We start from the raw sequence: 26,939 nt of genomic DNA, 5'->3' as shown, positions 1-26,939 counted from the left end.
GGGGGCATGACGGATTCCCCCGTGTGGCTGGTGACCGGCGCGTCGAAGGGCATCGGGCTCGAGGTGGTGAAGGCTGCGCTCGCGAGCGGCGCCCGGGTCGCGGCCACCACCCGTAGCCCCGAGAAGCTCTCCGCCGAACTGCGCGATCCGAACCTGCTGGCGCTCGCCGTCGACCTCACCGACGAGCACGACGTGCGCCGCGCCGTCGCCCAGGTGCAGACGGAGTTCGGGCACATCGACGTGCTCGTCAACAACGCCGGGTACTCGCTGCTCGGCGCGGTCGAGGAGGTCTCACTCGCGGACGTGCGGGCCAACTTCGACATCAACGTCTTCGGCGTCCTGACGATGACCCGTGCCGTCCTGCCCGGCATGCGCGACCGAGGCAGCGGCCGGATCCTCAACCTCGCCTCGATCTCCGCGAGCGTCACCGGTCCGGCGCAGGGGATCTACAGCGCGACCAAGGCAGCGGTCCTCATGCTCACCGAGGCCCTCGACGCCGAGATCGCCCCGCTCGGCCTGCACGCCACGGCGATCTGCCCCGGCGGCGTGCGCACCGACTTCCTCGACGCCTCGTCCATGCGCCGCCCCGAGGTCACGATTCCGGGCTACGACGGGGTGGCCCGCACGCTCGCGGCCCTGGACCGGCTCAACCACAGCCAGGGCGGCGACCCGGCGCGGCTGGCCGGCGCCCTGGTGCAGATCTCCGCCCTGCCCGATCCACCGTCCCGGATCTACCTGGGAACCGATGCGCTGCACGCGATCCTGCACAAGTCCGACGAGGTCCGCGCCGACGCGGAGCGCTACGCCGACGTGAGCCGCTCGATCACCAGCTGACGCACCCCGTCGGGCGGCCCCGCATGCCCCGCCACCACGACGGTGCGACCGGGGAACAGCCCTGAAGGGTCGAGGATCTCGGCCAGCAGCCGCGCCGCGTCGGCCCGGTCCAGGTGCTCCGTCGGCTCGTCCAGCAGGACGCCGGCGACGTCACTCACCAGGGCACGCGCCAGCAGTAGTCGCCGGCGCTGTCCGCCCGACAGGGAGTCCGCGCCGTGCTCGAGCGGGGTCCGCACGCCGTGGGGGAGGGAGTCCGTCCACTCCCCCAGTCCGACTCGCCGCAGCGCGGCGTCGACCTCCGCGTCGGTCGCGTCCCCGCGCGCCACCCGCACGTTCTCGGCCACCGTCGTCGCGAAGACGTGCGCCGCCTCACCGAAGAACCCCACCGCCGTAGGGAGATCCGCGAACCGGGACGCGGGAGAGCCGTCGACGAGCACCTCGCCGCCGCGCTCATCGAGGCCCGCGAGCGCGAGCAGCAGCGTCGTCTTGCCCGCGCCGGACTCGCCGCGCACGACGAGCCGGTCGCCCGGCGCCAGCTCCAGGCCGCCGAGCCGGAGCGCGGGATGCGCGGGTACCGAGGCGGTTCCGGAGGGCACCGCGGAGAGTGTCAGCAGCGGCGCGAGCCGACCGGCCGCATCGACGGAGCGGACGTACTGACGGGCCGCATCGGGCAGGGTCGACACCGCCTCGAAGGCGCTCAGCGGCAGCAGGATCAGGATGCCCAGCGTCGTGGCGTCGACGGGGCCGGCACGGGTACCGGCGACCAACAACGCCGCGATCACCGCCAGGCCCACGGCCAGCGGCACGGCCGCGTCCGCGAGCGCGCCGGTGCGGGCGGACCGGTCGACGGCGGACCGTCGGGCGTCCTCCGCGCGGGCGGCGCGGGCCCGCACCTCGTCGAGCCGTCCGGCGACGGCGAGCTCGCCCGCGTGGTCCAGGACCGCGGAGGCGGCGGCGCCGAAGGCCTCACTCCCGGCGGCCTCGGCGGCGGCCCGTGCGCGCGTCGCGCGCGCGACCGCCCAGGGCACGAGAACCCCCGCCAGCAGTAGGCATCCGGCCAGTATGAAACCTGCCCGCGGGTCGACGAACCCCAGCCAGCCCACCGCGGCGCCCGATACGACGACGGCGACCGCGACGGGGATCACGGTGCGCACCAGCGCATCCCCCACGGCGTCGACGTCTGCGCCGGTGCGGGCCAACAGCTCACCGTCGGAGAGCCGGACGGATTCGGAGGGCGCGGCGCGCGAGAGGCGCGTGTACAGCGCGACCCGCAGTTCCGTCAGCCCGGAGAGCGCGACCCGGTGCGCGGCGAGGCGCTCGACGTACCGCATCAGGCCCCGCGTGATGCCCAGCGCACGCACCGCGGTGACTGCGACGGAGAGCGTGAGCACCGGCGGCATGGTCCACGCCATCGTGATCAACCACGCCGACAACCCGGCGAGCGCCAGCGCGCTGCCCGCGGTGAGCACGCCCGCACCGATCGCGGCCAGGACCGCGAGCGGGCGGGAGCGCAGGGCGCGCAGGCAGATCAGCAGGTCACGCACGGACGACCTCCAGCACGTCGTCGGCGGCGGCGAGCACCTGGGCGTCATGCGCGACGAGCACGACCACCGCCCCGGCGTCGGCCCGCGCGCGCAGCTCCGCCAGCACGCGCGCCGAGAGCTCCTCGTCGAGATGGGCGGTGGGCTCGTCGAACAGGAGCACGGAGCGACCCAGCGCGAGCGTGCGGGCCAGCGCGAGCCGCTGCCGCTGACCCGCCGAGAGCCCGGCCCCACCGACGCCCACCGCACGATCCCAACCCGCCTCGGCCACCACCTCGTCGAGCCCCGCGGCGGCCACGACCTCCGGAACGGTCCGCGGGTCGGGGGCGCCGAGCAGAGTGAAATTGTGTGCCAGCGTGCCCGGTTCGAGGTACGGGTGCTGCGGACACCACGCCACGTGCGCCCACCAGTCGGGGCCGCCGGCCAGCGGTGCACCCCCGTTCCCCGGGCCGTCGACCGCCCCGGTAGCGCCCGGGGCCTCTGTCACGGCATCGCTCACGACGGTGACCGTCCCCGCGTCCGGCACCGCCAACCCGGCGAGCACGGTGAGCAGCGTCGACTTGCCGGACCCGTTGGGCCCGGTCAGCGCGGTGATCCGGCCCGGCCGGAAGGTCCCGTCGAAGCCCGATGGTGCCTCCCCGTCCCGCCCGGCCACGCTCACGCCCCGCGCGACGAGCACGCCGGGTCGCGTGCTGCCCTGCGACGGTGCGGGTTCCGGCGCGTCCAGCAGTGCGAACACCCGGGAGGTGGCCTCCACGCCCTGCTCGGCGGCGTGGAAGCTCGCACCCACCCGGCGCAACGGCTGATACACCTCGGGCGCCAGGATCAGGGCGAACACACCGGCGAACAAGGACATCTCGCCGAACACGAGACGCAGGCCGATGCCCACCGCCACCAGCGCGACGCAGAGCGTGGCGAGCAGCTCCAGCGCCATCGAGGAGAGGAAGGCGATGCGCAGGGCGGACATCGTCTCGGCGGCGTTGCGCTCCCCCAGCTCCCGAACGGTGCGTTCCGGTCCACGCTGCCGTCCCAGTGCCCGCAGCGTCGGCAGGCCGGCGACCAGGTCGAGCAGGCGCGAGGACAGCCGCGCCATCGCCGCGAGGCGGCGGCGGGTGCGGTCACGAGTGAGCAGGCCGATCAGCACCATGAAGATCGGCAGCAGCGGCAGCGTACCGAGCGCGACGGCACCGGAGATCGGGTCGGCGACGAACATCGCGATCACCAGCGCCGGCGTCGCGATCACACTGAGCGCCAGCGCCGGGACGTAGCCCGTGAGGTACGGCGGCAGGTCGTCGAGGCCGCGGGTCAGCGCGGTCCGCAACTCCTCCCGGTCCACCGGCGACCGGCCGGGCCCGACCGCACCCAGTGCGGCGGAGCGCAGTTCGGAGACCACGCGGTCGGCGGCGCGGTGCTCGATGCGCGACCGCACGAGCGTCACCACCACGCGCACCGCGACCGCGCCGGCCACGAGCGCGATCGGGCCGGGCAGGTCGTGCGGTCCCGTCACCAGCCGGGAGAGCACGATCGCGACGCCGTACGCCAGGGCGATGATCGCAGCGGTCTCGATGACACCGCACGCGATCACGACCGTCATCAGCCCGCGCGAGCTGCGCGCGTACCGGAGCAGCCGCGGGTCGATCGGCCCGGAGCGGCGCGCGGTGTCAGGCACGCGGGCTGAGCCCGATCGACGGCGGGATCTGCGCCGTGGAGATCCGCCTGCGGAACACGATGTAGCTCCACGCCTGGTAGATCATCACCAGTGGCAGCAACACGACGGTGCACCAGGACATCACGACGAGCGTGTAGTGCGAGGACGCCGCGGCCTCGATGCTGATCGACCGCGCCGGATCGGTCGCGTTCAGCACGTTCGGGAACAGCGCACCGAAGAGCAGCACGCTCACGCCGATCACCGCGAGCGACGTGGACAGGAAGGCGGCCAGCTCACGGTCGGCGCGGATCGACAGCCCCGCCGCGATCAGGGCCGCCGCGGCCAGCGCCACCATCGCCCAGGTCCACCCCTTGCCGTGCGCGAACTGCGTCCACACCACGAATGCCGCGCCGATCACGGTGACCGGCAACCAGATCCGCGCCGCGAACCGCCGGGCGTCCACCCGGACGTCACCGTCGGACTTGAGCGCGACGAAGACGGCTCCGTGCAGGAGGAACAGGCCCAGTAGGGCGACCCCGCCCAACAGCCCGTAGGGGTTCAGCAGGTCCCAGACGTCCGAGGTCATCCGGCCCCGTCCGTCGATGTGCACCCCGTGGACGATGTTCGCGAACACCAGTCCCCACGCGAAGGCGGGAATCCAGGAGCCGAGGCCGATGCCGACGTCGGCCCAGCCGCGCCAACGCGGGTCGTCGATCTTGCCGCGCCACTCGATCGCGCAGACCCGGACGATGAGCCCCACCAGGATCGCGAGCAGCACGAGGTAGAAGCCCGAGAACACCGTGGCGTACCAGACCGGGAACGCGGCGAACATCGCTGCGCCGGCGGTGATCAACCACACCTCGTTGCCGTCCCATACGGGACCGATCGTGTTGAGCAGCACGCGGCGACGCTGCTCGGCGTCGGGGTGGTTGCGCTTGCGCCCGAGGATCGGCATGAGCATGCCGACGCCGAAGTCGAAGCCGTCCAGCACGAAGTAGCCGGTGAACAGGAAACCGATCGCGAGGAACCAGTAGTCGGGAAGTGTCATGACCGCCTCCTAGTACGCGAACGAGAGTTGATCGGACGAGGACTTCTTCGCGCCGGTGCCGTCCGCACCGTCGGGACCGTCGCCGCCGGGCGGCGCACCGTCGTCGTGGTCGTCGTGCCCGTCGAGCGGGCTGTGCAGGTCCGGCCCCTGGATCACGTACCGGCGCAACAGCAGGAACCACAGGATGTACAGCACCCCGTAGACGGCGGCGAAGGTGATGATCGAGAAGGCCATCATCGCGGTCGAGTGGCCGGAGACGGCCTGCGAGACCATGAGCCGGATCGTCGGGTCGCCGTTCGGATTCGGCGCCACCACCCACGGCTGGCGGCCCATCTCGGTGAACACCCAGCCGCAGCTGTTGGCCAGGAAGGGGGTGGGCAGGGCGATCAGGCAGAGCCTGCTGAACCACTTCGACGACGGGACCCGCCCCTTGCGGGTGACCCACAGGCCGGCGAGCGCGAGCACACCGGAGCCGACGGACCAGCCCATCATGAACCGGAAGGCCCAGTACGAGACGAACAGGTTGGGCCGGTAGTCGCCGGGACCGAACTTCTCGACGTACTCCTGCTGCAGCTCGGTGACGCCCTTGAGCGTCGAGTTCGGGTCGCCGTTGGCGAGGAACGAGGTCAGGTACGGCACCTGGATGAGGTGCTGCACCGACTCGCAGTTGTTGTGCGTCCCCACGGTGAGGATCGAGAACGAGGCGGCGGTCTCGGTGTGACACAGCGATTCCGCCGACGCCATCTTCATCGGTTGCTGCTCGAACATGAGCTTCGCCTGCGCGTCGCCGGTGATGCCCAGCCCCACCGCGGAGACGATCATCACGCCCAGGCCGAACCGCGTGACGGGGCGGAAGGAGTGCGCCAATTCGATCGCGTCCGCGTCGCCGCGGCGCATGCCGCGCACCATCCACCAGCCGCCGATCGCGGCGACGAAGGTGCCCGCGGTGAGCCACGCACCGAACACCGTGTGCGGGAACGCCGCCAACGCGGTCGAGTTGGTGAGCACCGACCAGATGCTGGTGAGCTCCGCGCGGTTCTTCTCCGGATTGAAGGTGGCGCCCACGGGGTGCTGCATCCACGAGTTCGCGGCGATGATGAAGAACGCGGAGGCATTCACCCCCAACGCGACCATCCAGATGCAGCCCAGGTGGACGAGTCTGGGCAGCCGGGTCCAGCCGAAGATCCACAGGCCGATGAAGGTCGACTCCATGAAGAAGGCGACGAGGCCCTCCAGCGCGAGCGGCGCACCGAAGACATCGCCGACGAACTTGCTGTACTCGCTCCAGGCCATCCCGAACTGGAACTCCTGGACGAGGCCGGTGGCCACACCGAGGGCGAAGTTGATGAGGAAGAGCTTGCCGAAGAAGTTGGTGGCCTTGAGCCAGGCGTTCTTACCGGTGATCAGCCACGCCGTCTGCATCGCGGCCACCATCGGCGCGAGGCCGATGGTCAGCGGGACCAGGATGAAGTGCATGACCGTGGTCATGCCGAACTGCCAGCGGGCGATGTCGAGTGCGGTCATTCGCGCTCCCTGGGCCGAGGGATTATTACTACACGCCGTAGTGCTAACTGGGATAGTAGACGCCCACCCCCCGGAAGTCGAGGTACTTGTCCCAGGTCACACCCTAGAAGAGTCACCCCGCTTCGCACCGCGCTTCTCCACACGCTTCTGGTGCACGATGCTCGCGACCAGCACGATCGCCGCCAGGGCGGTCGACAGCCCGACGGAGCTGCGCTGGTCCGGGTCCAGGATCATCGCGACGATCACGAAGACGATGAACGCGATCACCGCGTAGGTCAGCCACGGGAACAGCCACATCCGGATCGGCGCCGGCTCCGTGGCGCGCCGCCGCAGCGCGATCTGACTGATGGCGATCACGAGGTACACGAACAGCGCCACCGCGCCCGTCGTCGCCAACAGGTAGCCGAACAGCTTGTCCGGCAGCACGTAGTTGCCGATCACCGCCAGGAATCCCAGCGCCATCGACGCGAGCACCGCGACGGCCGGTACCCCGCGCGCCGTCGTCCGGCCCGCCGCACGGGGAGCGTCCCCGCGCCGCGCCAGCGAGTACAGCATCCGGGACGCGGTGTAGAGCGCGCTGTTGAGGCAGGACGCGACCGCGACCAGGACCACCACGTCCATGATCCCGGCGGCGGCCGGGATGTTCATCGCCTTGAGCACGGCCTGGTACGAGCCCGTCGCACCGTCGACGGAGTTCCACGGGACGAGGGCGACCACCACGAAGATCGAGCCCAGGTAGAACAGGCAGATCCGCCAGACCACCGAGTTCACGGCCTTGGTGATCCCCTTCTCCGGGTTCGGCGACTCGGCGGCGGCGATGGTCACGATCTCGGAACCCATGAACGTGAACATCGTGGTGAGCATCGCCGCCAGCACCGCTTTCACGCCGTTCGGCATGAATCCACCGGTGTCCCAGAGATGACTCACGCCGGAGACGCTCGACCCCGGCAGCACCCCGAAGATCGCGAGCGCGCCCAGCACCAGGAAGGCGGCGATCGCCACCACCTTGATCAGCGCGAACCAGAACTCGAATTCGCCGTAGTTGCCGACCGAGAAGAGGTTCGTGGCGGTGAGCAGGACCACCACGACCAACGCCCACGACCACTGGGGCCCGCCCACCACCTTGGACAGGATCACCGCCGCGGCCGTGGCCTCGACCGGGATCACCAGCACCCAGAACAGCCAGTACAGCCAACCGATCGTCGAACCCGCCCAGCGGCCGAGGGCCCGCTCGGCGTACGTGGAGAAGGAGCCCGTGTCCGGCTGGGCCGTCGCCATCTCGCCCAGCATGCGCATCACGAGGATCACCATCAGCCCGGCGAGGGTGTACGAGATCAGCACCGCCGGGCCCGCCAGCTTGATCGCGTTCGCGGAGCCCACGAACAGGCCGGCCCCGATCACCCCGGCGATCGAGATCATCGTGATGTGCCTGGGCTTCAGGCTGGTTCCCAGCTGATCGCCGTCGACCTCGGTATCGGTACGCGTGCTCATCATCGGCACGCTAATCCGATCGGGCCGTCCGCACCGGCGGTGTCAGGATTGTCCGGAACGCCTACGGCGTGTTGTGGATCCCCGCGTCGATGAGGGAGCGCACGGTCTCGTCCATCGGTGCGTCGGGCAGCTTCCGCCCGTCCAGGGTGTGCACGCGGGCGCACAGCGTGATCGAGGAGACGAGCCACACCCCGTCGTTCATTACCAGGTCCGCCGGGAAGAGCGGCTCGATCGCGGTGGCGACGCCCTTGTCCTCCGCGGCGTCGAACAGTGCGCGCACGGTGGTTCCCGGCAGAATGCCCTGCTCCTCGGGCGGTGTCACGAGCGTGCGCCCGCGTGCGATCACGACGGTGGCCCGGGGCGCCTCGAGCACCCGGCCCTCACTGGAGGTGAAGATCACGTCGTCGGCGCCCTGCTCCGCGGCGTATCGCGCGGCGGCCATGTTCACCGCGTAGGACAGCGTCTTCGCGCCCAGCAGCAGCCACGGCGCGTCCGTGCCCAGCCCCGTCGAGTAGCCGCGGCTCAGCGTGATCGCGGAGACGCCCTCCGTGCGGGCCCGCACCGCCCGCTCGGGGAGCGGCGACACCGACACGTAGGCCGTGGGCGTACCCGGCACGGACTCCCGGCCCCGCGTGTAGACGAGCCGCAGCGCGCCCTCCGCGCCGCCGGATTCCTCGCCGTAGAGCATCGCGGCGCGCTGCATGGCCGCCCACCAGGCACCGTCGTTGATCGCGGGGAGCCCGAGCGCCGCGGCCGAGCGGGCCAGGCGGTCGAGGTGCGCACGCCCCTTGAGCGGCGCACCGTCGCGCACGAGCACGGTCTCGAAGCACCCGTCGCCCCGGACCGCCCCGAGATCGTCGGCGTAGAGCAGCGGCGAATCGGGAGCACGTACCGAACCGTCCAGAGTGACCACCACGGATGCCATGGCGGCAACACTATTCGACGCCCCGGAGCCCCGCTCGGGCAGCGCGCGTAGGCTGAAGAGGTGGCGATCGACGTTCATTCCGCGTCCGGCATCATGAATCCCGAGGACACCCCCGATGCCGGTGTGACCTGGCATTTCGGTGATCCGTTCGGAGAGCAGCGGGCCGCGGAGCGCGGCGCGGCGGTGATCGACCGCTCGCACCGCCGGGTGATCACACTGACCGGTACCGAGCGGCTGAGCTGGCTGCACTCCATCACCAGCCAGCACCTGACGCACCTGCCCGACCGCACCGCGACCCAGGACCTCAACCTGGACGGCAGCGGCCGCGTGCTCGACCACTTCCACCTCATCGACGTCGACGGCACCACCTACCTCGACACCGAGCCGGCGGCGCTCGCCCCCGCGGAGGCGCCGCTCAGCCCGGACCTCGCGACCTACCTGCAGCGCATGGTGTTCCGCTCCGACGTGCAGGTGCAGGCGCGGCCCGACCTCGCGGTGCTCACCGTGATCGGTCCGGACGCGGAGGCCGTGGCGGCGAAGGTCGACGGAGTCCGCCGCGCCGAACCCGGCGAGGTGAACCTCATCGTCCCGCGGGAGGAGCTCCGCGCCTCCTTCGACGCGCTCGTCGACGCCGGGGCGCGCCCGGCGGGCACCTGGGCCTACGAAGCCCGACGGGTCGCCGCCGCTCGTGCCCGGCAGGGCCTCGACACCGACGTCAAGACCATCCCGCACGAGACGGACTGGATCGCCACCGCCGTGCACCTCGACAAGGGCTGCTACCGCGGACAGGAAACGATCGCGCGGGTGCACAACCTGGGCCGGCCACCGCGCCGCCTGGTCCTGCTCCACCTCGACGGTTCCGCCGACGCGCGGCCCGCGACGGGCGACCCCGTGACGCTGGACGGACGCACCGTGGGGCGGCTCGGCACCGTCGTCGAGCACGCCGACTACGGGCCCATCGCCCTCGCCCTGATCAAACGGTCGATCCCCGACGACGCGAAACTCGACGCCGGCGGCGCCGCCGCGGCGATCGACACCGAGGTCACCCCGTCCGCGGACGCCGGCGAACAGGCCGGACGGTCCGCCGTCGACCGGCTGCGCGGCCGGTGACGCCGACCCGCGTCCTCGCGGTCTGCGTCGTCGATGAGGAACTCCGGCTCGACTCCCGCAAGCCGGACCAGCGCACCGCGATCGACAAGCGGCCCGCCGACGGCCCCGTCGAGGTGGGCCCGCTGGGCCCGACCACCGACCACGTGTGCGACACCAGGCACCACGGCGGCCACGAGCAGGCGGTGTACGCCTACTCGGACCACGAGGCGCGGCGCTGGGCACAGGAGCTCGGCCGCGACCTCCCGCTCGGCTGGTTCGGCGAGAACCTGCGCCTCGAGGGCGACACCACCGACCTCGTCGTCGGCACCAGGCTCCGTGTCGGGGACGCGCTCGAGCTCGAGGCGACCATCCCCCGCACCCCGTGCCGGACCTTCGCACTGTGGTCCGGCGAGGACGGCTGGGTCAAGAGGTTCACCGCGCGCGGCGACAGCGGCGCCTACTTCCGCGTCCTGACCCCAGGCCCCGTCGCCGCCGGCGACCCGGTCACCGTCATCCACGTCCCCGAGCACGGAGCGACGATCCGTGACCTGTTCGTCGGGTCACGGCCCGACCGGTTGCGGGCGCTCCTCATGGTCGATGACCTGCCCCCGAAGGTCGAACGGGACGCCGCGCGGGCCCTCCAACGCGCCGACTGACACCCAGGCGGCAGCACCATCGGCGGGAGCACGCTAAACTGGGCATCAGGAAGAATTAGTAGACGGAGAAAGGGGCCGCCACCCGCCGGGCAATCCGGTAGTTGGCCGCCCCTTCATTGCGCAAGGGGGTCCCCCATGGGCCGCGGCCGGGCAAAGGCGAAGCAGACCAAGGTTGCACGCGAACTCAAGTACAGCTCGCCCAGCACTGACCTGAAAAGGCTGCAGGACGAGCTGGCGACGGGTGAGAACGAGGAGGCCGATGTGATCGCCTCGCACCCCGAGTGGAGCGACGTCGCGGGCGATCCTTACCGCGAGGACGAGTGGCGCCGCGCCTGACGCGCGCCGCACCCTCCAGCTAGCACCCCCGCCTCTAGGCACCGTGACCACGGGTCACGGTGCCTATGGCGTTGTCTTCAGAACTTCGGGTGGGAGCCGCTCAGGACGGCCCGCTCCCCCGCACCGTCGGACTTCTTGATCGTGCCCAGGACCCAGCTGTCGATGTGGCGTGCCGTGAGCACGGCCAGCGCGCGGTCCACGTCCTCGGGCGCCACGATCGCGACCATGCCGACGCCCATGTTGAAGGTCTTCTCCATCTCGGCCTGCTCCACGCGGCCGCGCTGGGCGATCAGGGCGAACACCGCCGACGGGCTCCACGTGTTGCGGTCCAGTTCGGCGACGAGACCCTCCGGGATCACGCGCCCCAGGTTCGCCTCGAGGCCGCCGCCGGTCACGTGGCAGAAGGTGCGCACCTGCGTCTCCTGCGTGAGCCGCAGGCAGTCCAGGGCGTAGATGGCGGTGGGCTCGAGCAACTCCTCGCCGAGCGTGCGGCCGAACTCCTCGACATAGCCGCCGAGGTCCATGTGGCCCCAGTCCAGCAACACCTTGCGGGCCAGGCTGTAGCCGTTGCTGTGCAGGCCCGAGCTCTTCATCGCGATGACGACGTCGCCCGCGCGCACGTTGTCCGGGCCCAGCACCTCGTCGGCCTCGACGACGCCGACGCCCGTCGCGGACAGGTCGTACTCCCCCTCGGCCATGAGTCCGGGGTGCTCGGCGGTCTCGCCGCCCAGGAGGGCGCAGCCGGCGCGGACGCAGCCCTCGGCGATGCCGCCGACGAGCTCGGCGACCGTCTCCGGGACGACCTTGCCCACAGCGATGTAGTCCTGCAGGAACAGCGGCTCGGCGCCGGTCACGACGAGGTCGTCGACGACCATCGCGACCAGGTCGATGCCCACGGTGTCGTGCTTGCCCATCGCCTGGGCCACGGCGATCTTGGTACCGACGCCGTCGGTCGAGGCCGCGAGCACCGGCTCCCGGTACTTCTTGAGGGCGAACAGGCCGGCGAAGCCGCCCAGGCCGCCCAGGACCTCGGGCCGCGTGGCGCGCTTGGCGTGCGGCTTGAAGAGTTCGACGGCCCGGTCACCGGCCTCGATGTCGACTCCTGCTGCGGCGTACGAGGCGCCCTGCGGCGGCTGGGTGTTGGAATCCGTCACGGATGCATAGGCTACCGGACTGCGCCCGCCGAGGCCCCCGCCGGACTGCGCGGCAGCCCCGTCAGGGACGCCGGAGAGCCGATGCGTTGTCGTTGTCGGCCTGCAGCGGGTCGCCCTCCGCGGCGCCCGCCTTGAGCATGTTCTCCAGCACGGCCTTGCCCATCGACGTGGACTCGGGCAGCGGGATCGGGTAGACCCCGTCGAAGCAGGCGCGGCACATCGACTCGCCCTCGTGCTCCGTCGCGGCGGTCATCTCGTCCAAGGAGATGTAGCCCAGCGAGTCGGCGCCGATCGCGGCCCGCACGGACTCGACCATCGCCTCGAAGGAGTCTGCGCCGCCGCCGTTGGCGATGAGCTCCGCCGGGGAGGCGAAGTCGATGCCGTAGAAGCACGGCCACTTCACCGGCGAGGACGCGATGCGCACGTGGATCTCGGCCGCACCCGCCTCGCGGAGCATGCGGATCAGCGCACGCTGGGTGTTGCCGCGCACGATCGAGTCGTCGACGACGACGAGCCGCTTGCCGCGGATCACTTCCTTGAGCGGATTGAGCTTGAGCCGGATGCCCAGCTGGCGGATGGTCTGGCTGGGCTGGATGAAGGTGCGGCCCACGTAGGCGTTCTTCATCAATCCCTGGCCGTAGGGGATGCCGGACTCCTGCGCGTAGCCGACGGCCGCCGGGGTGCCGGACTCCGGCACGGGGATCACCAGGTCGCCGTTGGCGGGATGCTCCCGGGCCAGTCGGCGGCCGATGTCGACACGGGTCGAGTGCACGGACCGGCCCTGGATCACGGAGTCGGGCCGGGCCAGGTAGACGTACTCGAAGATGCAGGTCTTCGGCGTCGGCTGGGCGAAGCGGGTGGACCGCACGCCGTCCTCGTCGATGGCGAGCAGTTCGCCCGGCTCGATGTCGCGCACGAACGACGCGCCGACGATGTCGAACGCGGCGGTCTCGGAGGCCACGACCCAGCCGCGGTCCAGACGGCCGAGGGACAGCGGGCGGACGCCGTGCGGGTCGCGCGCCGCGTACAGCGTGTGCTCGTCCATGAAGGTCAGGCAGAAGGCGCCCTGCACCGTGGGCAGCAGCTCCATCGCGGCCTGCTCCAGCGTGCGGTCGGCCGCGGCGTGGGCCAGCAGTGCCGTCAGGATGTCCGAGTCGGAGGTGGCGGCGTTCCGACCGCCGGCCACGCCCAGTTCGGCGGCACGCGTCGCCAGTTCGGCGGTGTTGACCAGGTTGCCGTTGTGGCCGAGCGCCACGCCGTTGCCGGCGCTGGTGGTACGGAAGATCGGCTGGCTGTTCTCCCAGGTGGTGGAGCCGGTGGTCGAGTAGCGGCAGTGGCCGATCGCGACGTGTCCGGGCATCGAGCTCAGCGTCTGCTCGTCGAACACCTGGCTCACGAGACCCAGGTCCTTGAACACGAGCACCTGCTGGCCGTCACCGACTGCGATGCCCGCGGCCTCCTGGCCGCGGTGCTGCAGGGCGTACAGGCCGTAGTACGAGAGCTTCGCCACGTCCTCACCGGTGGCCCAGACGCCGAAGACGCCGCACTCCTCCCGGGGCTCGCGCTCCTGCCCGTCATCGAGGGGACCGGTGGTGGAATCGACGACGGTGAGCGGAAGCTGCTGCACGGCTACTCCTGGGGCTGGCTGGGGGCGGGCCTCATTCGATTGTAGGACCGATTCGGTAGTTGGAACGAATCGGTGAGTAGGTTTCTTCCGGAAGGACGGTGTGATGGCGAAGACGATCGACCCCGCGGAGATGCGCGCCGCGGTGCTGGCCGTACGGGACTGGCTGACCGACGACGAGGCACCCGAACCGCCCCGACGCACCGTCGCCGCGGCGGTCAGGTCGACCGCCCGCACGCTGGCGCAGGACGCCCCCGGCGGGTCGGTGGAGGTGCGGGTGCCGCCCTTCGTCGCGGTCCAGTGCGTCGACGGTCCGCGGCACACCCGCGGCACGCCCCCGAACGTCGTGGAGTGCGCGCCGCGCGTGTGGCTGCGGCTGGCGACGGGCCTCGTCACCGTCGACGAGGCGACGGAAGCCGCCGACCTGATGGCCAGCGGCTCCCGTGCGGGCGAGATCGCCCGGTACCTCCCCGTCCTGCGCCTGTAGCGGAGGAGGTCAGTACGCCGTCGATCCGCGGGGCACGAGCCGGCCGACGCCGGGCGGCAGGGCGGGCGGATCGGTCCCGCGCAACGTGGCGATCAGCGTCGTCACCGCTCGGCGCGCCAGTTCCTCGGGCTGCAGGTCGACGGCGGTGAGGTCGGCCGCGCGGGCCTCCTCGGCGTCGGAGCCGACCGCGATCCGAACGGCGCCGGGCACCTCGTGGCCGAGTTCCCGCAGCCGTGCGACCGCCCCGACCGCAGGCGCGGCGGCGAGGCAGAACAGGGCGTCGGGGGCACCGTCGACCCCCGGGACGGAACCGGGCGGAAACCATCGGTCCACGGCGTCCCGTCCGGCCTCGACGCCGATGGAGTCGACGTGCCGCACCACGCGAGCGGGCATCCCGCGGGCGGCACACCACCGGCGGTAGACCTCGACGGACCTCAGTGACCACTCGTCCCGCTCGTCCGCGGCCAGGAAGGCGATCTCGCGGGCGCCCGCGGCGACGAGGTGCTCGAGCACATCGACGGTGAGCCGCTCGGTCTCGATCCCGACGTGTCCGGGGGCGTCGTCGTCCCAGGTCCCGTCGTCGCGTGGGGGCAGTCCGACGGTGACGCAGGGCGTCCCGATCCGCTCGCACAGGTCGATCAGCGGGTCGTCGAGGGTCGGCTCGGTGAGCAGTATCCCCTCGGCCGCGAGGGCGGCGGACGGCGCGTCGTCGCGCGCGGGGTCGCCGACGAGCATGAGGCAGTACCCCGCGTCGAGCGCGGCCATCGCCGCCGCCCCGGCGAGCCGGAGGAAGTAGTCCACGCCGGTCAATTGATCCGGCGCGATCCGGTCCAGCGGACGCGCGACGAGGGCGAGCACGCTGAGCCGGTTGCGCCGCAGCCCCTGGGCGAGCACGTCGGGCCGGTAGCCGAGCTCGTGCGCCGCGGCCCGCACCCGCTCGCGCGTCTCGGCGGCGACCACGCCGTTACCGCTGAAGGTGTGCGAGACCGTCGTCACCGAGACGCCGGCGCGGCGCGCGACGTCGGCGATCCGAGGCCGGGTGCTCATGCGGTTCACGGTAGCCCCTCGAGAAAAATCCGCCACACTCTTGTCCAAATCGTTTTGGAAACTTAGCGTGATCCAGGCCACACCCCGTCGCCGCCTGCGGCGCTACCGATCCCCCGTGGAGGCCCGATGACGCCGACCCAGCCGACCCCGCACCCGGTCCCCGTCCCCGTCCCCGTCCCCGTCCCCGACGACGTGTCCGCCGCCCCCGGCGCGGCCCGCCCCCGGGTCGAGGCCCACGGCATCGACGTCATCCCCGACGCCGAGCGACACGGCCGCGCCCGCGACCTGTTCCTACTGTGGTGCGCCCCCAACATCAACTACCTCGGCTTCGTGGTGGGAGCGGCGCTGGTCCTCATGGGCCTCGAGCTGTGGCAGGCCGTTGCCGTCGCGGTTGCGGGCAACCTGTTCGCGGTGGTCACCGGCATCGTCGCGGTCCCGGGCCCGGCGTCCGGCACACCGAGCCAGGTGACCACCCGCGCGATGTACGGGGTGCGCGGCAACCGCGTCGCGATCGCGGTCAACGGCTGGTTCGTCTCGGTCTGCTACATCGCGATCAACTGGGCCGCGGCCGCAGCGGTCGGCTACACGCTGCTGCAGCACTTCGACCTTCCGGTGAACACCCCGGTCAAGCTGATCGTGATCGCCACGATCGCCACGGCGACGGTGACCGTCGCGATCTTCGGGCAGGGCATGATCAGCCGCCTCTACCCGCTGCTGTCGCTGATCCTCGGCGTCGTCTTCCTGGTCATGTGCGGCTTCGTGTTCGCCCGCGCCGACCTCGGCTTCAGCCAGTCGACGCCGCTGCACGGCTTCGACCTCTGGATCGCCGTCTTCGGCGGGCTCACGCTGGTCGCGGCGTCCCCGCTGTCGTACACGATCAGCTCCGACTTCGCCCGGTACCTGCCCGCGTCCACCAGCCCCGTCTCCGTCGCGGCGGCGACGGCCCTCGGGAGCGCGATCCCCGGCGCCGTGCTGGTCTCCGTCGGCGCCCTGGCCGCGACCGCGGTGGACATGTCCGATCCTCAGGCGGGCCTCATCTCGCTGATCCCGTCGTGGTTCGTGCCGATCTTCCTCGTGGCGGTGATCGTCAGCACGGTGTGCAACAACGCTCTCACCTCGTACAGCGCCGGCCTGGCTCTACAGTCGGTGGGCGTGCGCCTGACGCGAGCGCGCGCGGTCGCCGCGAGCGGCCTCCTCGGCGCCGTGCTCACCCTGTACGCGCTGTTCGTGTCCGACTTCCTGGGTGCGGTCAGCAGCGCGCTGTCGATGCTGGTGGTGCTCGTCGGCCCGATCATGGCCGTGTACGTGACCGACATCCTGATCCGCCGCAACCGCTACGACGGGGTCGCCCTCAGCGACGAGTCCCACCGGTCCGCGTTCTGGTACACGGGCGGGGTGAACGTCGCCGGTGCGGTGTCCGTCCTGGCCGCTGCGGGCCTGGCGCTGCTGGCCTCGCACACCGTCGAGTTCCGGGGCCCGATCGCGACCGCCCTCGGCGGCATCGATCTCTCGCTGCCCGTCGGCGTGATCGTCGCCGCCGGCCTGTATCTACTGCTCACCCACCTCGTCTACGGCCTCCCCGGCCGCGGCGCCGCCCCGAAGGAGACCGACCGTTGATCCACTACCGGAACGGGCGGGTCGTCACCGTCGACCCCGAGAACCCGCACGCGCAGTCCCTCGTCGTCGACGGTGCGCGTCTGGCCTACGTCGGCTCGGACGACGGTGCCGCCGCGTTCGCTCCGGACGCTGAGGTCGTCGACCTCGACGGCGCGCTCGTGCTCCCGGGCTTCGTCGACGCCCACACCCACCTCGTCGAGATGGGGACGGCGCTGAGCAGCCTCGACCTGCTCGACGTCCGCGACGCCGCCGATCTGCAGGACCGGCTGCGCACGTTCGCCGCCGAGCGCGGCGACGCCGAGCGGCTGATCGGCGGACGCTGGCTCCTCGGCCCGCTCGCGGGTCGCGCGCCGGACCGGCACCTGCTCGACGCGGCGGTCCCGGACCGGCCCGTCTACCTGCACTCCAACGACATGCATTCGATGTGGGTCAACACCGCCGCCCTGGCCGAGCTCGGCGTCGACGCGGAAACGCCCGACCCCGTCGGCGGGACCATCGTGCGCGACGATGCCGGGGCCGCGACCGGCCTGCTCCTGGAGATGGCGGCCCTGGGCCTGGCGAGCGACTTCCTCGCCGCCCGGGTGACCGACGGCGACCGCGACGCCGCGCTGCGCACCGCGATCGACGCCTACCTGCGCACCGGTGTGACCGGCGCCGTCGACATGGCGATGCGCGCCGAGGACCTCGCGGCGCTCGAGCGGACGGCCGCGGCGGGAACGCTCGGGATGCGGATCGCCGCCCACTGGCTGATCGTGCCCACCGGCGATACCGAGCAGGACCTGGCGCAGGTCCGGGAGGCGGTGGCGCAGGCGGAACGGCTGCAGGGCGGGCCGATCCGCATCGCCGGGATCAAGATCATGGTCGACGGGGTGATCGACAGCTGCACGGCCGCGATGCGCGCGCCCTTCGCCGACGGCACCCGGCCCGGTGCGATCTGGCCGCTCGCCGAGCTCGAGCCGGTGGTCCGCGCCGCCGACACGGCCGGCCTGCAGGTCGCGATGCACGCGATCGGTGACGCCGCTTCGGACATCGCGCTCACGGCCGTCGAGCGGGCGATCGCCGCGAACGGCCCGCGCGACCGACGGCACCGCCTCGAGCACCTCGAAGTGGTCGGCGAAGACAGCATCGCCCGCCTTGCCGCGCTCGGCGTGGTGGCCTCGATGCAGCCCGTACACGCCGATCCGGCTATCCAGGAGACCTGGCGCGCGAGCCTCGGCGATCATCGCTGCGAGCGCGGCTACCCGTGGCCCGAGATCACCGCGGCCGGGGCCCGGCTCGCGTTCGGCTCCGACGCGCCCACCGCGCCGCACCCGCCGCTGCCGAACCTGTTCATCGCGTCGACGCGGCACTCGGCGATCGATCCGTCGCTGCCGCCGAACCTGCCGCATTACGCGTTGCCGCTGGCGCAGGCCCTCGCCCATGCGACCGGCGACTCCGCGTACGCGTGTCGGTGGGAGGACGAGACGGGCGTACTGGCCGCGGGTCTCGCCGCCGACTTCGTCGTGCTGGACACGGACCCGTTCACGGAAGGCCCCGACTCGCTGCTCACGGCACAGGTGCGGCGCACCGTCGCAGGGGGCGTCACGCGCTGGTCGGCCGAGTAGCCCGGCCGGCGTCAGCGGGCCGTGCGCACCTTGTGCGTGGCGGCAGTCAGCGCCTGCGCGAACCCGGCACGGTCGACGGTGGCCGGCGCCTCGCCGCCCACGGCGGTTCCGACGAGCAGAACGCCGTAGCCGCGCACCTGCTGGGCACCGATGATCTGCTCCTGCTTGATCGGATGCACCGTGCCCTTGACGGTCACGGTGCCGGTCGAGCGTGCCAGCACCGTCTTCGCGCCCGACGGCGCCCCGGGCAGGCTGACGACACTGCTCCGGACGTCCATGACTGCGGACCCGTCTCGCACGGGGAACTCCATGTGCACCGTCTCGCAGCCCTTCGGGATGACGGTGGCGTTGTCGATCCGGTTGTGCGTCAACATCTCCGAGATGCCGGTCTGCTTCGCCTCGTTCAGGGCGACCACTATGGGCGTGCCGGCGGCCCGCTGGATCGCGCTGCGGGAGACCACCGGCATGCACTGCGCGGGCGTGACCTTGGCCGCGGTGAGGGCGTCGCCGACCTTCGAGGTGATATCGCCGAACTCGTTCGCGGAGACCTTCTCGACCCGGTAGCCCGCGGGGAACTCGCCCTGCGTCAGCAGGAGCTGCGCGGCCGGAGTGGCGGGCGTGCCCGGGTCAGCGGACGCGATGCCGGTGGGCACCGCGAGGGCGGCGACCGCGAGCGCCGTGACGGCGGAACGACGGAACGTGCGCATGAGAGATCCTCTGGTCGACGAACGATTCGGCGTCAAGAATAGTTCATCCCCCATGCGCACTGTCGAACTTCTGTTGCCTACTTCGCGGTACGCACCTTGTCGACCGCCTTGGTGAGGGTCTGCGCGAAGCCGGCCCGGTCGAGGCGGCCGCCCTGGGAGCCGGAGGCGGTCACGACGACGGTGTAGCCGCGGACCTGGTTGACGCCCTCGATCTGGTTGACGTTGACGGCGCGCTCCTTGCCTGGCTTGCCGTCCTTGCCGTTGATGGTCACGGTGCCGGTGCCCTGCGTCGCGATGACGGTGGTGCCGGCGGGGACGCCCGCCACGGAGACCTGCGAGATCTTGATGTTGATGAGCGCCTTGGCCGGGACCTGCTCGGACGGCTGCAGCTCGACCTTGACGTTGCTGCAGTTCTGCAGCGCGGCGGCGTTGACCGCGGCAGGCTTGGCGGAGAGCACCTCGACGAGGCCGGTCGTCGTGCGGTCGCTGAACGCGCTGACCATCGGGAGGTCGCTGGCGTGCTGCTGCAGTGCGGACACCTTGGGAGCGCACTCCGCCGGCGTCACTGTGACCTTGCTCTGGAACTGGTTCAGCGGCGCGATCATCTCGAGCCGGTCGGCGACCGAGAAGGGCATGACCTCGTAGCCGGCCGGGAACTCGCCGTCGGCGAGCAGGAGCTGGTCGACGGGGGTGGTCGGCGCGCCGGCGGGATCCGCCACGGCGACGGCCGCCGGGGCGACGAGGGCGACGACGGCCGTGCCGACGGCGAGCGTGTTCCGGAGAGTGCGCACGTGAACTCCTAGCGTGTTTGCAGTGTCGAAGGACACTGTCGGTGGTGACACTGTAGCGAAATGCGTTGCGATCGCGAAGTGCGGTTCCGGGATGCCCCGATTCCGCCCGCGCGCCGCGCGGGTTCTGCCAAGCTGCGAACCATGGGTGCCGATGTCGATGCCAGGGTGTTCACACGCGAGGACCGGATGCAGTTCCGCCGCCAGGTCCAGCGCGGGACGGACGCCATCGCCCGCATGCTCGCCGAGGGCCTGTTCATGGACGACGGTGCGCCGCCGGAACCGCTGCTCGGCATGGAGGTCGAGCTGAACCTCGTCGATGACGAGATGGAGCCGGCGATGGCCAACGCGGACGCGTTGGAGGCCATCGCCGACCCCGACTTCCAGACCGAGCTGGGTCAGTTCAACATCGAGATCAACGTGGCGCCGCGACCCTTCGTGGACCAGAACACGCTCAATCTCGAGGATTCGCTGCGGGATTCGCTCAACCGCGCCGACGAGCGCGCCCGGGCCGCCGGTTCGAACCTGGTGATGATCGGCATGCTCCCCACGCTGGAGGAGGAGCATTTCGGCAAGCAGTGGTTCTCGGCGAACCCGCGCTACGACCTGCTCAACGAGCAGGTCTTCGCGGCCCGCGGCGAGGACATCGAGATCGACATCGAGGGCGCGCCGCTCCCCGGCGCCGTCGTGGGCGAGCGGCTCGACATCACCTCCGACACGATCCTGCCGGAGGCGGCGTGCACGTCGCTGCAGCTGCACCTACGAGTGGCGCCGGAGGACTTCGCGGCGCACTGGAACGCCGCGCAGGCCATCGCGGGCGTGCAGGTGGCGATCGCCGCGAACTCGCCCTTCCTCGCGGGCAAGGCGCTGTGGCACGAGACGCGCATCCCCCTGTTCGAGCAGGCCACCGACACCCGCCCGATCGAGCTGCGCAACCAGGGAGTGCGGCCGCGCGTGTGGTTCGGCGAACGGTGGATCACGTCCACCTTCGACCTGTTCGAAGAGAACACCCGCTACTTCCCGGCCCTGCTACCCGTGTGCAGCGACGTCGACCCGCTGGAGGAGGTCGCGGCGGGCCGCTCCCCCGAGCTGCCGGAGCTCCGGATGCACAACGGCACCGTCTACCGCTGGAACCGCCCGGTGTACGACGTCGTCGACGGGCACGCCCACCTGCGTGTCGAGAACCGCGTGCTGCCCGCCGGCCCGACGGTGGTGGACACGATGGCGAACGCCGCCTTCTACTACGGCGTGGTCCGGGCACTCGTGGAGGCGGACCGTCCGATCTGGACGCAGATGAGCTTCGACGCCGCGACGGAGAACCTGCACTCGGGCGCGCGCGACGCCTTCGACGCCGGCCTGTACTGGCCGAACGTCGGTTGGATCCGGCCCGACGAGCTGGTCCTGCGCCGACTCCTCCCGCTCATGGACGCGGGCCTGAAGTCCTACGGCGTGGGCTCGCGCTCGCGGGAGCGGTACATGGAGGTCCTGCAGGGCCGCTGCATCACCCGCCAGGCCGGTTCGAGCTGGCAGCGCGCCGCCGTCGCCGCACGCGAGGAGGCCGGCGAGACCCGGCACCAGGCGCTGCGCGGCATGCTCACCGACTACGTCCAGCTCATGCACGAGGGCAAGCCGGTCCACACCTGGGAGGTCTGACCGGCGGCTCAGCCCAATAGGTGCCGCAGTGCGCCCTCGATCGTGGGATGCCGGAAGACGTGTCCCCGCTCCTCCAGCACCGCCGGCCGCACCCGCTGCGACGCGAAGGCCAGATCGTCGGCGCCCTCGCGTCCGAGGAGCAGCGCGGGCCCGAACGACGGGACGGGCAGCACCGTCGGCCGATGCAGGGCCCGCCCGAGGGCCCGGGTGTACTGCGCATTGCGGACCACGCCCGGCGCGACGGCGTTGACGGGGCCGGACAGGCCCGTGTCCCACAGTGCGCGGTGGTAAAGGTCGACGAGGTCGTCGATGCCCACCCACGGCTGCCACTGCCTGCCGTCGCCGAGGCGCCCACCGAGGCCCGCCCGGAACAGCGGAAGCAGCATCCCCAGAGTGCCGCCCCGCGGCGACTGGACGATGCCGGTCCGCACCGTGACCACGCGCAGGTCGCCCCCGGCGCCGTCGTGCGCCGCGTCCTCCCACTGCCGCACGACCTCGGAGAGGAAGTCCGGTTCCGTCGGCGTCGCCGATTCCTCGGTCAGTACCTCGTCGCCCCGGTCGCGCCCGTAGTACCCGACGGCCGACGCGCTCACGAACACCGGCACGCCCGCCTCGGCCGCGGCTCGGGCGAGCAGGCGCGTGGGCTCGACGCGGCTCCCGACGATCGTGTCCTTGTGCGCCTGCGTGAACCGGCCCGCGATGCTCGCGCCGGCCAGGTGGATCACGGCGTCCACGCCCTCCACCACCGCCGGGTCGGGCGCCGACGGGTCCCACCGGCGCTCGTCGGGCCCCGTCGGATCGTGCCGGACCAGCGAGATCACGCGGTGCCCGCCCGTGCTCAGGAACGCGGCGAGGTCGGTGCCGACGAGTCCGGACGTGCCCGTCACGGCCACCGTCGAGGGGGCCAGCCCGGCCTCTGAGGCCCGACGGTGCGCCGCCAGGTCACCCTCCAGCCTGCGGTACCGGAAGTCGATGGTGCTCGCGAGCAGTGCCTCGGGCACCGGAGTGGACACCTCGTCCGAGACGCGCGTGCGCCCCTCGTCGACCGGCTCGACGTCGTGCACGTGCCGCCACGGGAGGACGCCGGCCGGGAGCGAACGCACGCCGTCGGCCGTCACCTCGTCGACGAAGCGGCGACCGGGAACGTAGGCCTGCGGGTCGTGCCGCGCCAGCCACCGCAGGCCGCCCGGCAGGCCGAGCACCGTCGTGCCATCCGCGAGTGAATCCGCCTGGGAGACCGGTCGGATCGGCACCCAGGGCGCCATCAGCCTGCTGAACGCGCCCGGCCGCGAGAACCAGGCGAAGACCTCGTCGACGGGGAAGTCGATGATCGCCGAACGCCGAATGCCCATGGATCCACGCTAGCCCCGGATCCGCTCCACCGCACGGCTCGTCAGACGACCCGCGCGAGCCCCACGTAACCGAAGTCGCAGTGCAGCTGCGCCTCCGTCAGCGGGAACTCCGGTCGCCACCTGCCGTAGCGCACCAGGCCCGGATCCACCAGCTCCATCCCGTCGAACCACGAAGCGATCTCCGTGCGCGGACGCACGTACAGCGGGGACTGCGTCGACGCGTACCTGCGCCGCACCCAGTCCAGCTCGGCGGAGATCTCGGCGTGTGCGGAGTCGTCGGAGACCTGGGAGAGCGCGAGACAGCTGCCCGGCGCCAACGCCTCGCGACAGCGCAGCAGCAGTTCCGCCGGCCCGGCCTCGTCGGGGACGAACACGAAGCCCCCCACCACGAGGACACCGACGGGGCGGTCGAAATCGATGAGCCCCCGGGTGACCGGATGGTTCAGAACGGCGTCCGGGTCACCGATGTCGAGTTTGAGCACGGCGGCGTACGGATCGTCGCCGATCAGTTCGCGGCCGAGCTCGTAGGCGATCGGCTCCTGATGGATGTACACGGCGCGCGCATCCGGGTTCGCGAGGCGGGCCAACTCGTGGACGGAACCGCCACCCGCCCCGATGCCCGATCCCAGGTCGAGGAACTGGTCGACGCCGGCCGCGGCCATCGTCTGCACCGCGCGTCGCGCGAAGGTCCTGGCGAGACGGGCTCCGAGCGCCCAGTGCGGCGCGGCGCGGGCGATCTCCTCCCCGGCCTCCCGGTCCACGGGGAGGTAGCTGGTGCCGCCCAGGAAGTAGTCGTACAGGCGCGAGCCGTTCGCCCTGTCGACGTCGAGCAATTCCGGTACCGACGTGCCATTCGATCCTTGTTGAGATTCCATCATCGATGTAAGAATCTAGCCGATCGCACGTAGTATGGAACTGCTGTCGGTCGACGAGGAGGGGCAATGCCGGACTCGTCGTCGCCGCTGGGATTCCTCGCCCGCGGCGAGTCCGTCGTGACGCTGCTCGTGGACGAGTTCCTGATGGCGATCGCCGACGACGTCTACCTTCCGCTGCCCGTGTCGACGGTCCGCGCGGAACTGCTCACGGCCTTCCAGCGCATGATCGCCGCGCTCACCGCCGACGAATTCGACCCGGCCGTGGGCCGCGATGCCGGGAGGCTCCTGGTGTCGTTGCAGATCACCGTGCCCGAGGGCGCCGCGGCGGGCGGCCGAGCGATCGCCGCGCTCCCGGATGCGCTGTCGCGGGAACCGTCGGCGGAGGCGCGGCGACGCAGCGCCCTGATCCTCGCGGAGTACACCGCCGGCTACGCCGAAGCACTCACCCGGCGGATCATCGACGGGCAGGCCGTCGTGCACCGTGCGGCCGAGCGGGCCCGACGGTCCGCCGAGGAGGGCGAGCGCCAGGCCGAGGCGCGCCTGCGGATGATGTTCGAGCACGCGCGACTCGCGGTCTTCGTCTCCGACGAACAGGGCGTGGTGCTGTCCGCGAGTCCGATCATGCGCGATCTGATCGAGGCGAACCGCGCGCGGATGGGAGGCGCGGGCGACGACATCCTTCCGCTCCTGTCCGACGATCCGGACGAGGTCACGCGCGCATTGCGGACGCTGGCCCTCGTCGACGAGGAGAAGGCGACCGTGTTCCTCGAGGCGCACGGGGTGCTGATCGGGGACCGTCGGGGCGTGGTCCGCTGGGCGACCAGCCGCACTCCCGTGCGCGACGCCAGACCGGCGATGATCGTCGGGGTCGGCCACGACGTGACCGAACTGCACGCCCGGCAGATGACGCTCGATCACCTCGCCCATCACGATGCGCTCACCGGCCTACCGAACCGTCGCTCCCTCACCGCGGACCTGCAGTCGTTACCCGCACCCGCGGGGTTCTGCCTCATCGACCTCGACGGTTTCAAGCGGATCAACGACCTCCTCGGCCACTCGGGCGGCGACGCGCTGCTCGCCGCGGTCGCCCGCCGGATGGAGGATGCTCTGGGCGGAACCGGGCGGCTCTACCGCGTCGGCGGCGACGAGTTCGCCGTCCTCGTCGCTCCCCCGTTCCAGCCGCGCGACGCCGCGCAGTTGGTCCACCGGACGCTGCGCCGGCCGATCGAGGTGATCGACGGTCCGCCGATCACGATCGGCGCCAGTATCGGCACGACCGTAGCACCGGTGGGGACGAGCACCGTCGAGGAGCTGATCGCCGCCGCGGACACGGGTCTCTACCGGTCGAAGGAAGCCCGTCGGGCCTGAGGTCTCCACAAACACCGGCCTGAACGCTCCATAAATACCGGCCTGAAGTCTCCACAAACACCGGTCTGAACGATCCACGAACACCTCGCTGCGCGCGGCCCCTGCCCCGGAGCGGGGATCAGGTCGTGGGCAACCAGTTGCCGTGGAACCCGGCGGGCACCTGCTGGGGCAGGGCGATGGAGGCGATGTCCTCGAGGGTCTGCGCGTCGAGCACCGCGAGCCTGGTCGAGGCCTCCCGGCGGTCGGTGACCAGGCCGAGGAGGGCACCGTCGGCCTGGGAGGCGGTGGTCGAGGAGGGAACGAACACGAACTCGCCCAGCGAGACATCGGCGCCGAACCGCCGGACCGTGGGCTCGCCGCCGGTGGCCGGGACGCGGCCGAGGAGGCCACCGAACAGCTCGGTGGTGTCACTGCCGACCACCCAGCCGTCGGTGTGCGCGGCGGTGAGGTAGCGCTCGTCGATCCGCGGGAACTCCACCGACGCGTCCCAGAGCATCTCCCGCTTACACACGCGCGCAGCGGGATCGAGTGTCCACCGCTCCAGGTGCTGCCCGCCCTCGGTGGGGCCGCGGCGGTCGTCGTCGAAGGTGCGGTCGTGCACGACGAGGTCGACGACGACCCTGCCGTCCACGTCGTGCGCGTTCATCGGGTGGTACACGTAGCAGGGGTCGACGTCGATCCAGACGACATCGGCGTCGCCACCGTCGCGCGGCATGATGCCCACGCGCGGCCGGTAGCCGGGGTCCCACCGATAGGGAAGCGGACCGGACCCGTTGCGCGGCAGCCGGTGTGCCATCGGACCGGGCATCGGGACGCGGCCGATGATCGCGCCCAGGGCGAGCGCGGCGAGCGGGCGCAGCGGCCCGGGCACGGCGCGGGACACCGCGGCCCGGGTGTCGAAGGTGACGGGCAGGTCGTACACGATCACGGAGCTGCGGGTGAGGGAGAAGGCGTGCATCATCGGGCTGCCGCCGACGGTGATGTCGACGGTGCGCCGCGCCCGCCCGTCGGTGCCGATCACCGAATACTGAACCGTGTCTCCGCGACCGAAGTTGTACGAGATCGCGTGCAGCTCACCGGTCTCCGGATCCTCGATGGGGTGGGCGGTGTAGCCGCCGCGGATCGTGCCGTCGAAGTCGCAGACGTCCAGGGTGTCGAGTTCCTCGGAGAGATCCGCGCAGGCGAGCCCCGCCTCGACGAGCGCCAACGTGCGGCCCTGCCAGCCGATCACGTTGGTGTTCGCGCCCGTTCCGTGCAGGAAACTGCGCCCCTCCTCCGACGGTGCGCGGCGCCCGAGCCGGCCGGCGACGGCGCCGGAATCGACCCAGCGGTTGCGGTACCAGAGGGCTTTGCCGCCGGCGAGGCGGATGCCGTGCACCATCCCGTCGCCGGTGAACCAGTTGTAGGTGTCCGGATCGACGTCGGCGATCGGGTTGGGGCCGTTGCGGAGGTAGCGGCCGTCCAGCCAGTCCGGCAGCGCGCCGCTGATCTCGAGGTCGTGCTCCGTCAGTTCGGACCGGACCGGCGCGTACTCGCCGGCGAGGTAGGGGTTGGTGGTCGTGGTGGTCATG

The 26,939-nt window shown here is 71.6% G+C and carries 23 protein-coding genes; 9 read left to right on the top strand and 14 right to left on the bottom strand.

All coding sequences use genetic code 11. The features are described 5' to 3' along the window. Positions 1-6: 6 nt before the first annotated feature. Positions 7-834, top strand: a complete 828-nt coding sequence (locus AXK61_RS10525; protein ID WP_068745190.1) for an SDR family NAD(P)-dependent oxidoreductase — start codon at positions 7-9, stop codon at positions 832-834. On the opposite strand, the gene cydC is transcribed toward AXK61_RS10525, so the two are convergent. From cydC to AXK61_RS10495, 6 genes are all read right to left on the bottom strand, one after another. Next, the gene (cydC, locus tag AXK61_RS10520) at positions 801-2,378 is read right to left on the bottom strand and encodes a thiol reductant ABC exporter subunit CydC (protein WP_068745188.1); all 1,578 of its coding nucleotides are present in this window, start codon (positions 2,376-2,378) and stop codon (positions 801-803) included. The genes AXK61_RS10525 and cydC overlap by 34 nt on opposite strands. Then, on the bottom strand, positions 2,371-4,044 hold the full coding sequence (cydD, locus tag AXK61_RS10515) for a thiol reductant ABC exporter subunit CydD (protein ID WP_068745186.1): 1,674 nt from the start codon (positions 4,042-4,044) through the stop codon (positions 2,371-2,373). The genes cydC and cydD overlap by 8 nt, the downstream gene beginning before the upstream one ends. Next, positions 4,037-5,071 (bottom strand): cytochrome d ubiquinol oxidase subunit II, encoded by a 1,035-nt coding sequence (cydB, locus tag AXK61_RS10510; RefSeq protein WP_068745184.1) that lies wholly within the window; start codon positions 5,069-5,071, stop codon positions 4,037-4,039. Before cydB ends, cydD begins: the two co-directional genes overlap by 8 nt. A 9-nt stretch (positions 5,072-5,080) precedes the next feature. Continuing rightward, the gene (locus AXK61_RS10505; protein ID WP_068573042.1) at positions 5,081-6,595 is read right to left on the bottom strand and encodes a cytochrome ubiquinol oxidase subunit I; all 1,515 of its coding nucleotides are present in this window, start codon (positions 6,593-6,595) and stop codon (positions 5,081-5,083) included. Between the two features lie 96 nt (positions 6,596-6,691). Then, a complete protein-coding gene (locus AXK61_RS10500; protein WP_082778108.1) occupies positions 6,692-8,086 on the bottom strand; it encodes an amino acid permease in 1,395 nt (464 codons plus the stop codon). A gap of 61 nt (positions 8,087-8,147) precedes the next feature. Further along, the gene (locus AXK61_RS10495; RefSeq protein WP_068573038.1) at positions 8,148-9,011 is read right to left on the bottom strand and encodes an aminodeoxychorismate lyase; all 864 of its coding nucleotides are present in this window, start codon (positions 9,009-9,011) and stop codon (positions 8,148-8,150) included. Between the two features lie 93 nt (positions 9,012-9,104). On the opposite strand from AXK61_RS10495, the gene ygfZ reads away from it, so the two are divergent. From ygfZ to AXK61_RS10480, 3 genes are all read left to right on the top strand, one after another. Beyond that, entirely contained in the window at positions 9,105-10,121 is a 1,017-nt protein-coding gene (ygfZ, locus tag AXK61_RS10490) for a CAF17-like 4Fe-4S cluster assembly/insertion protein YgfZ (protein WP_068573420.1), read from the top strand. Continuing rightward, the gene (locus AXK61_RS10485; RefSeq protein WP_068745182.1) at positions 10,118-10,756 is read left to right on the top strand and encodes an MOSC domain-containing protein; all 639 of its coding nucleotides are present in this window, start codon (positions 10,118-10,120) and stop codon (positions 10,754-10,756) included. Before ygfZ ends, AXK61_RS10485 begins: the two co-directional genes overlap by 4 nt. Before the next feature lie 135 nt (positions 10,757-10,891). Further along, positions 10,892-11,092, top strand: coding sequence for a DUF3073 domain-containing protein (locus tag AXK61_RS10480; protein ID WP_068573033.1), 201 nt, complete (start codon positions 10,892-10,894; stop codon positions 11,090-11,092). A gap of 77 nt (positions 11,093-11,169) precedes the next feature. On the opposite strand, the gene purM is transcribed toward AXK61_RS10480, so the two are convergent. Together purM and purF are read right to left on the bottom strand one after the other, a co-directional pair. Then, positions 11,170-12,246 (bottom strand): phosphoribosylformylglycinamidine cyclo-ligase, encoded by a 1,077-nt coding sequence (gene purM, locus AXK61_RS10475; protein WP_068573031.1) that lies wholly within the window; start codon positions 12,244-12,246, stop codon positions 11,170-11,172. Between the two features lie 61 nt (positions 12,247-12,307). Then, complete coding sequence (gene purF / locus AXK61_RS10470; protein WP_068573028.1) at positions 12,308-13,873, bottom strand: amidophosphoribosyltransferase; 1,566 nt, start codon at positions 13,871-13,873, stop codon at positions 12,308-12,310. Between the two features lie 103 nt (positions 13,874-13,976). On the opposite strand from purF, the gene AXK61_RS10465 reads away from it, so the two are divergent. After that, positions 13,977-14,357 (top strand): sterol carrier family protein, encoded by a 381-nt coding sequence (locus tag AXK61_RS10465; RefSeq protein ID WP_068573026.1) that lies wholly within the window; start codon positions 13,977-13,979, stop codon positions 14,355-14,357. A 9-nt stretch (positions 14,358-14,366) separates the two neighbouring features. Here AXK61_RS10465 and AXK61_RS10460 read toward each other — a convergent pair whose 3' ends face one another. After that, positions 14,367-15,404, bottom strand: coding sequence for a LacI family DNA-binding transcriptional regulator (locus AXK61_RS10460; protein WP_068573024.1), 1,038 nt, complete (start codon positions 15,402-15,404; stop codon positions 14,367-14,369). Positions 15,405-15,530: 126 nt separating this feature from the next. Here AXK61_RS10460 and AXK61_RS10455 point away from each other — a divergent pair, with 126 nt between their 5' ends. Then, a complete protein-coding gene (locus AXK61_RS10455; protein ID WP_068745180.1) occupies positions 15,531-17,021 on the top strand; it encodes a purine-cytosine permease family protein in 1,491 nt (496 codons plus the stop codon). Beyond that, the gene (locus AXK61_RS10450) at positions 17,018-18,625 is read left to right on the top strand and encodes an amidohydrolase (RefSeq protein ID WP_068745178.1); all 1,608 of its coding nucleotides are present in this window, start codon (positions 17,018-17,020) and stop codon (positions 18,623-18,625) included. Before AXK61_RS10455 ends, AXK61_RS10450 begins: the two co-directional genes overlap by 4 nt. 11 nt (positions 18,626-18,636) lie before the next feature. On the opposite strand, the gene AXK61_RS10445 is transcribed toward AXK61_RS10450, so the two are convergent. Continuing rightward, a complete protein-coding gene (locus AXK61_RS10445) occupies positions 18,637-19,332 on the bottom strand; it encodes a hypothetical protein (protein ID WP_068745176.1) in 696 nt (231 codons plus the stop codon). Positions 19,333-19,409: 77 nt separating this feature from the next. Beyond that, entirely contained in the window at positions 19,410-20,123 is a 714-nt protein-coding gene (locus AXK61_RS10440; protein WP_068573015.1) for a hypothetical protein, read from the bottom strand. Positions 20,124-20,264: 141 nt separating this feature from the next. Between AXK61_RS10440 and AXK61_RS10435 the strand changes: the two genes are divergently transcribed. Then, positions 20,265-21,773 (top strand): glutamate-cysteine ligase family protein, encoded by a 1,509-nt coding sequence (locus AXK61_RS10435; RefSeq protein WP_068573013.1) that lies wholly within the window; start codon positions 20,265-20,267, stop codon positions 21,771-21,773. Positions 21,774-21,781: 8 nt separating this feature from the next. Here the strand turns inward: AXK61_RS10435 and AXK61_RS10430 are convergent, their stop codons facing one another. Both AXK61_RS10430 and AXK61_RS10425 read right to left on the bottom strand, forming a co-directional pair. After that, on the bottom strand, positions 21,782-23,125 hold the full coding sequence (locus AXK61_RS10430; protein WP_068573011.1) for a TIGR01777 family oxidoreductase: 1,344 nt from the start codon (positions 23,123-23,125) through the stop codon (positions 21,782-21,784). Positions 23,126-23,166: 41 nt separating this feature from the next. Continuing rightward, positions 23,167-23,958, bottom strand: a complete 792-nt coding sequence (locus AXK61_RS10425; protein ID WP_068573009.1) for an SAM-dependent methyltransferase — start codon at positions 23,956-23,958, stop codon at positions 23,167-23,169. 108 nt (positions 23,959-24,066) lie between these two features. On the opposite strand from AXK61_RS10425, the gene AXK61_RS10420 reads away from it, so the two are divergent. Continuing rightward, the gene (locus AXK61_RS10420; RefSeq protein WP_068745172.1) at positions 24,067-25,368 is read left to right on the top strand and encodes a sensor domain-containing diguanylate cyclase; all 1,302 of its coding nucleotides are present in this window, start codon (positions 24,067-24,069) and stop codon (positions 25,366-25,368) included. A gap of 118 nt (positions 25,369-25,486) precedes the next feature. Here AXK61_RS10420 and AXK61_RS10415 read toward each other — a convergent pair whose 3' ends face one another. Further along, positions 25,487-26,938 (bottom strand): carotenoid oxygenase family protein, encoded by a 1,452-nt coding sequence (locus tag AXK61_RS10415; protein ID WP_068745170.1) that lies wholly within the window; start codon positions 26,936-26,938, stop codon positions 25,487-25,489. Between the last annotated feature and the right edge of the window lies 1 nt (position 26,939).

Origin of the sequence: Tsukamurella pseudospumae (assembly GCF_001575205.1) — a bacterium.
GTDB classification, from domain to species: domain Bacteria; phylum Actinomycetota; class Actinomycetes; order Mycobacteriales; family Mycobacteriaceae; genus Tsukamurella; species Tsukamurella pseudospumae.
Note: the sequence above shows the minus strand (reverse complement) of the source record. Positions and strands in the feature narration are given on the sequence as shown.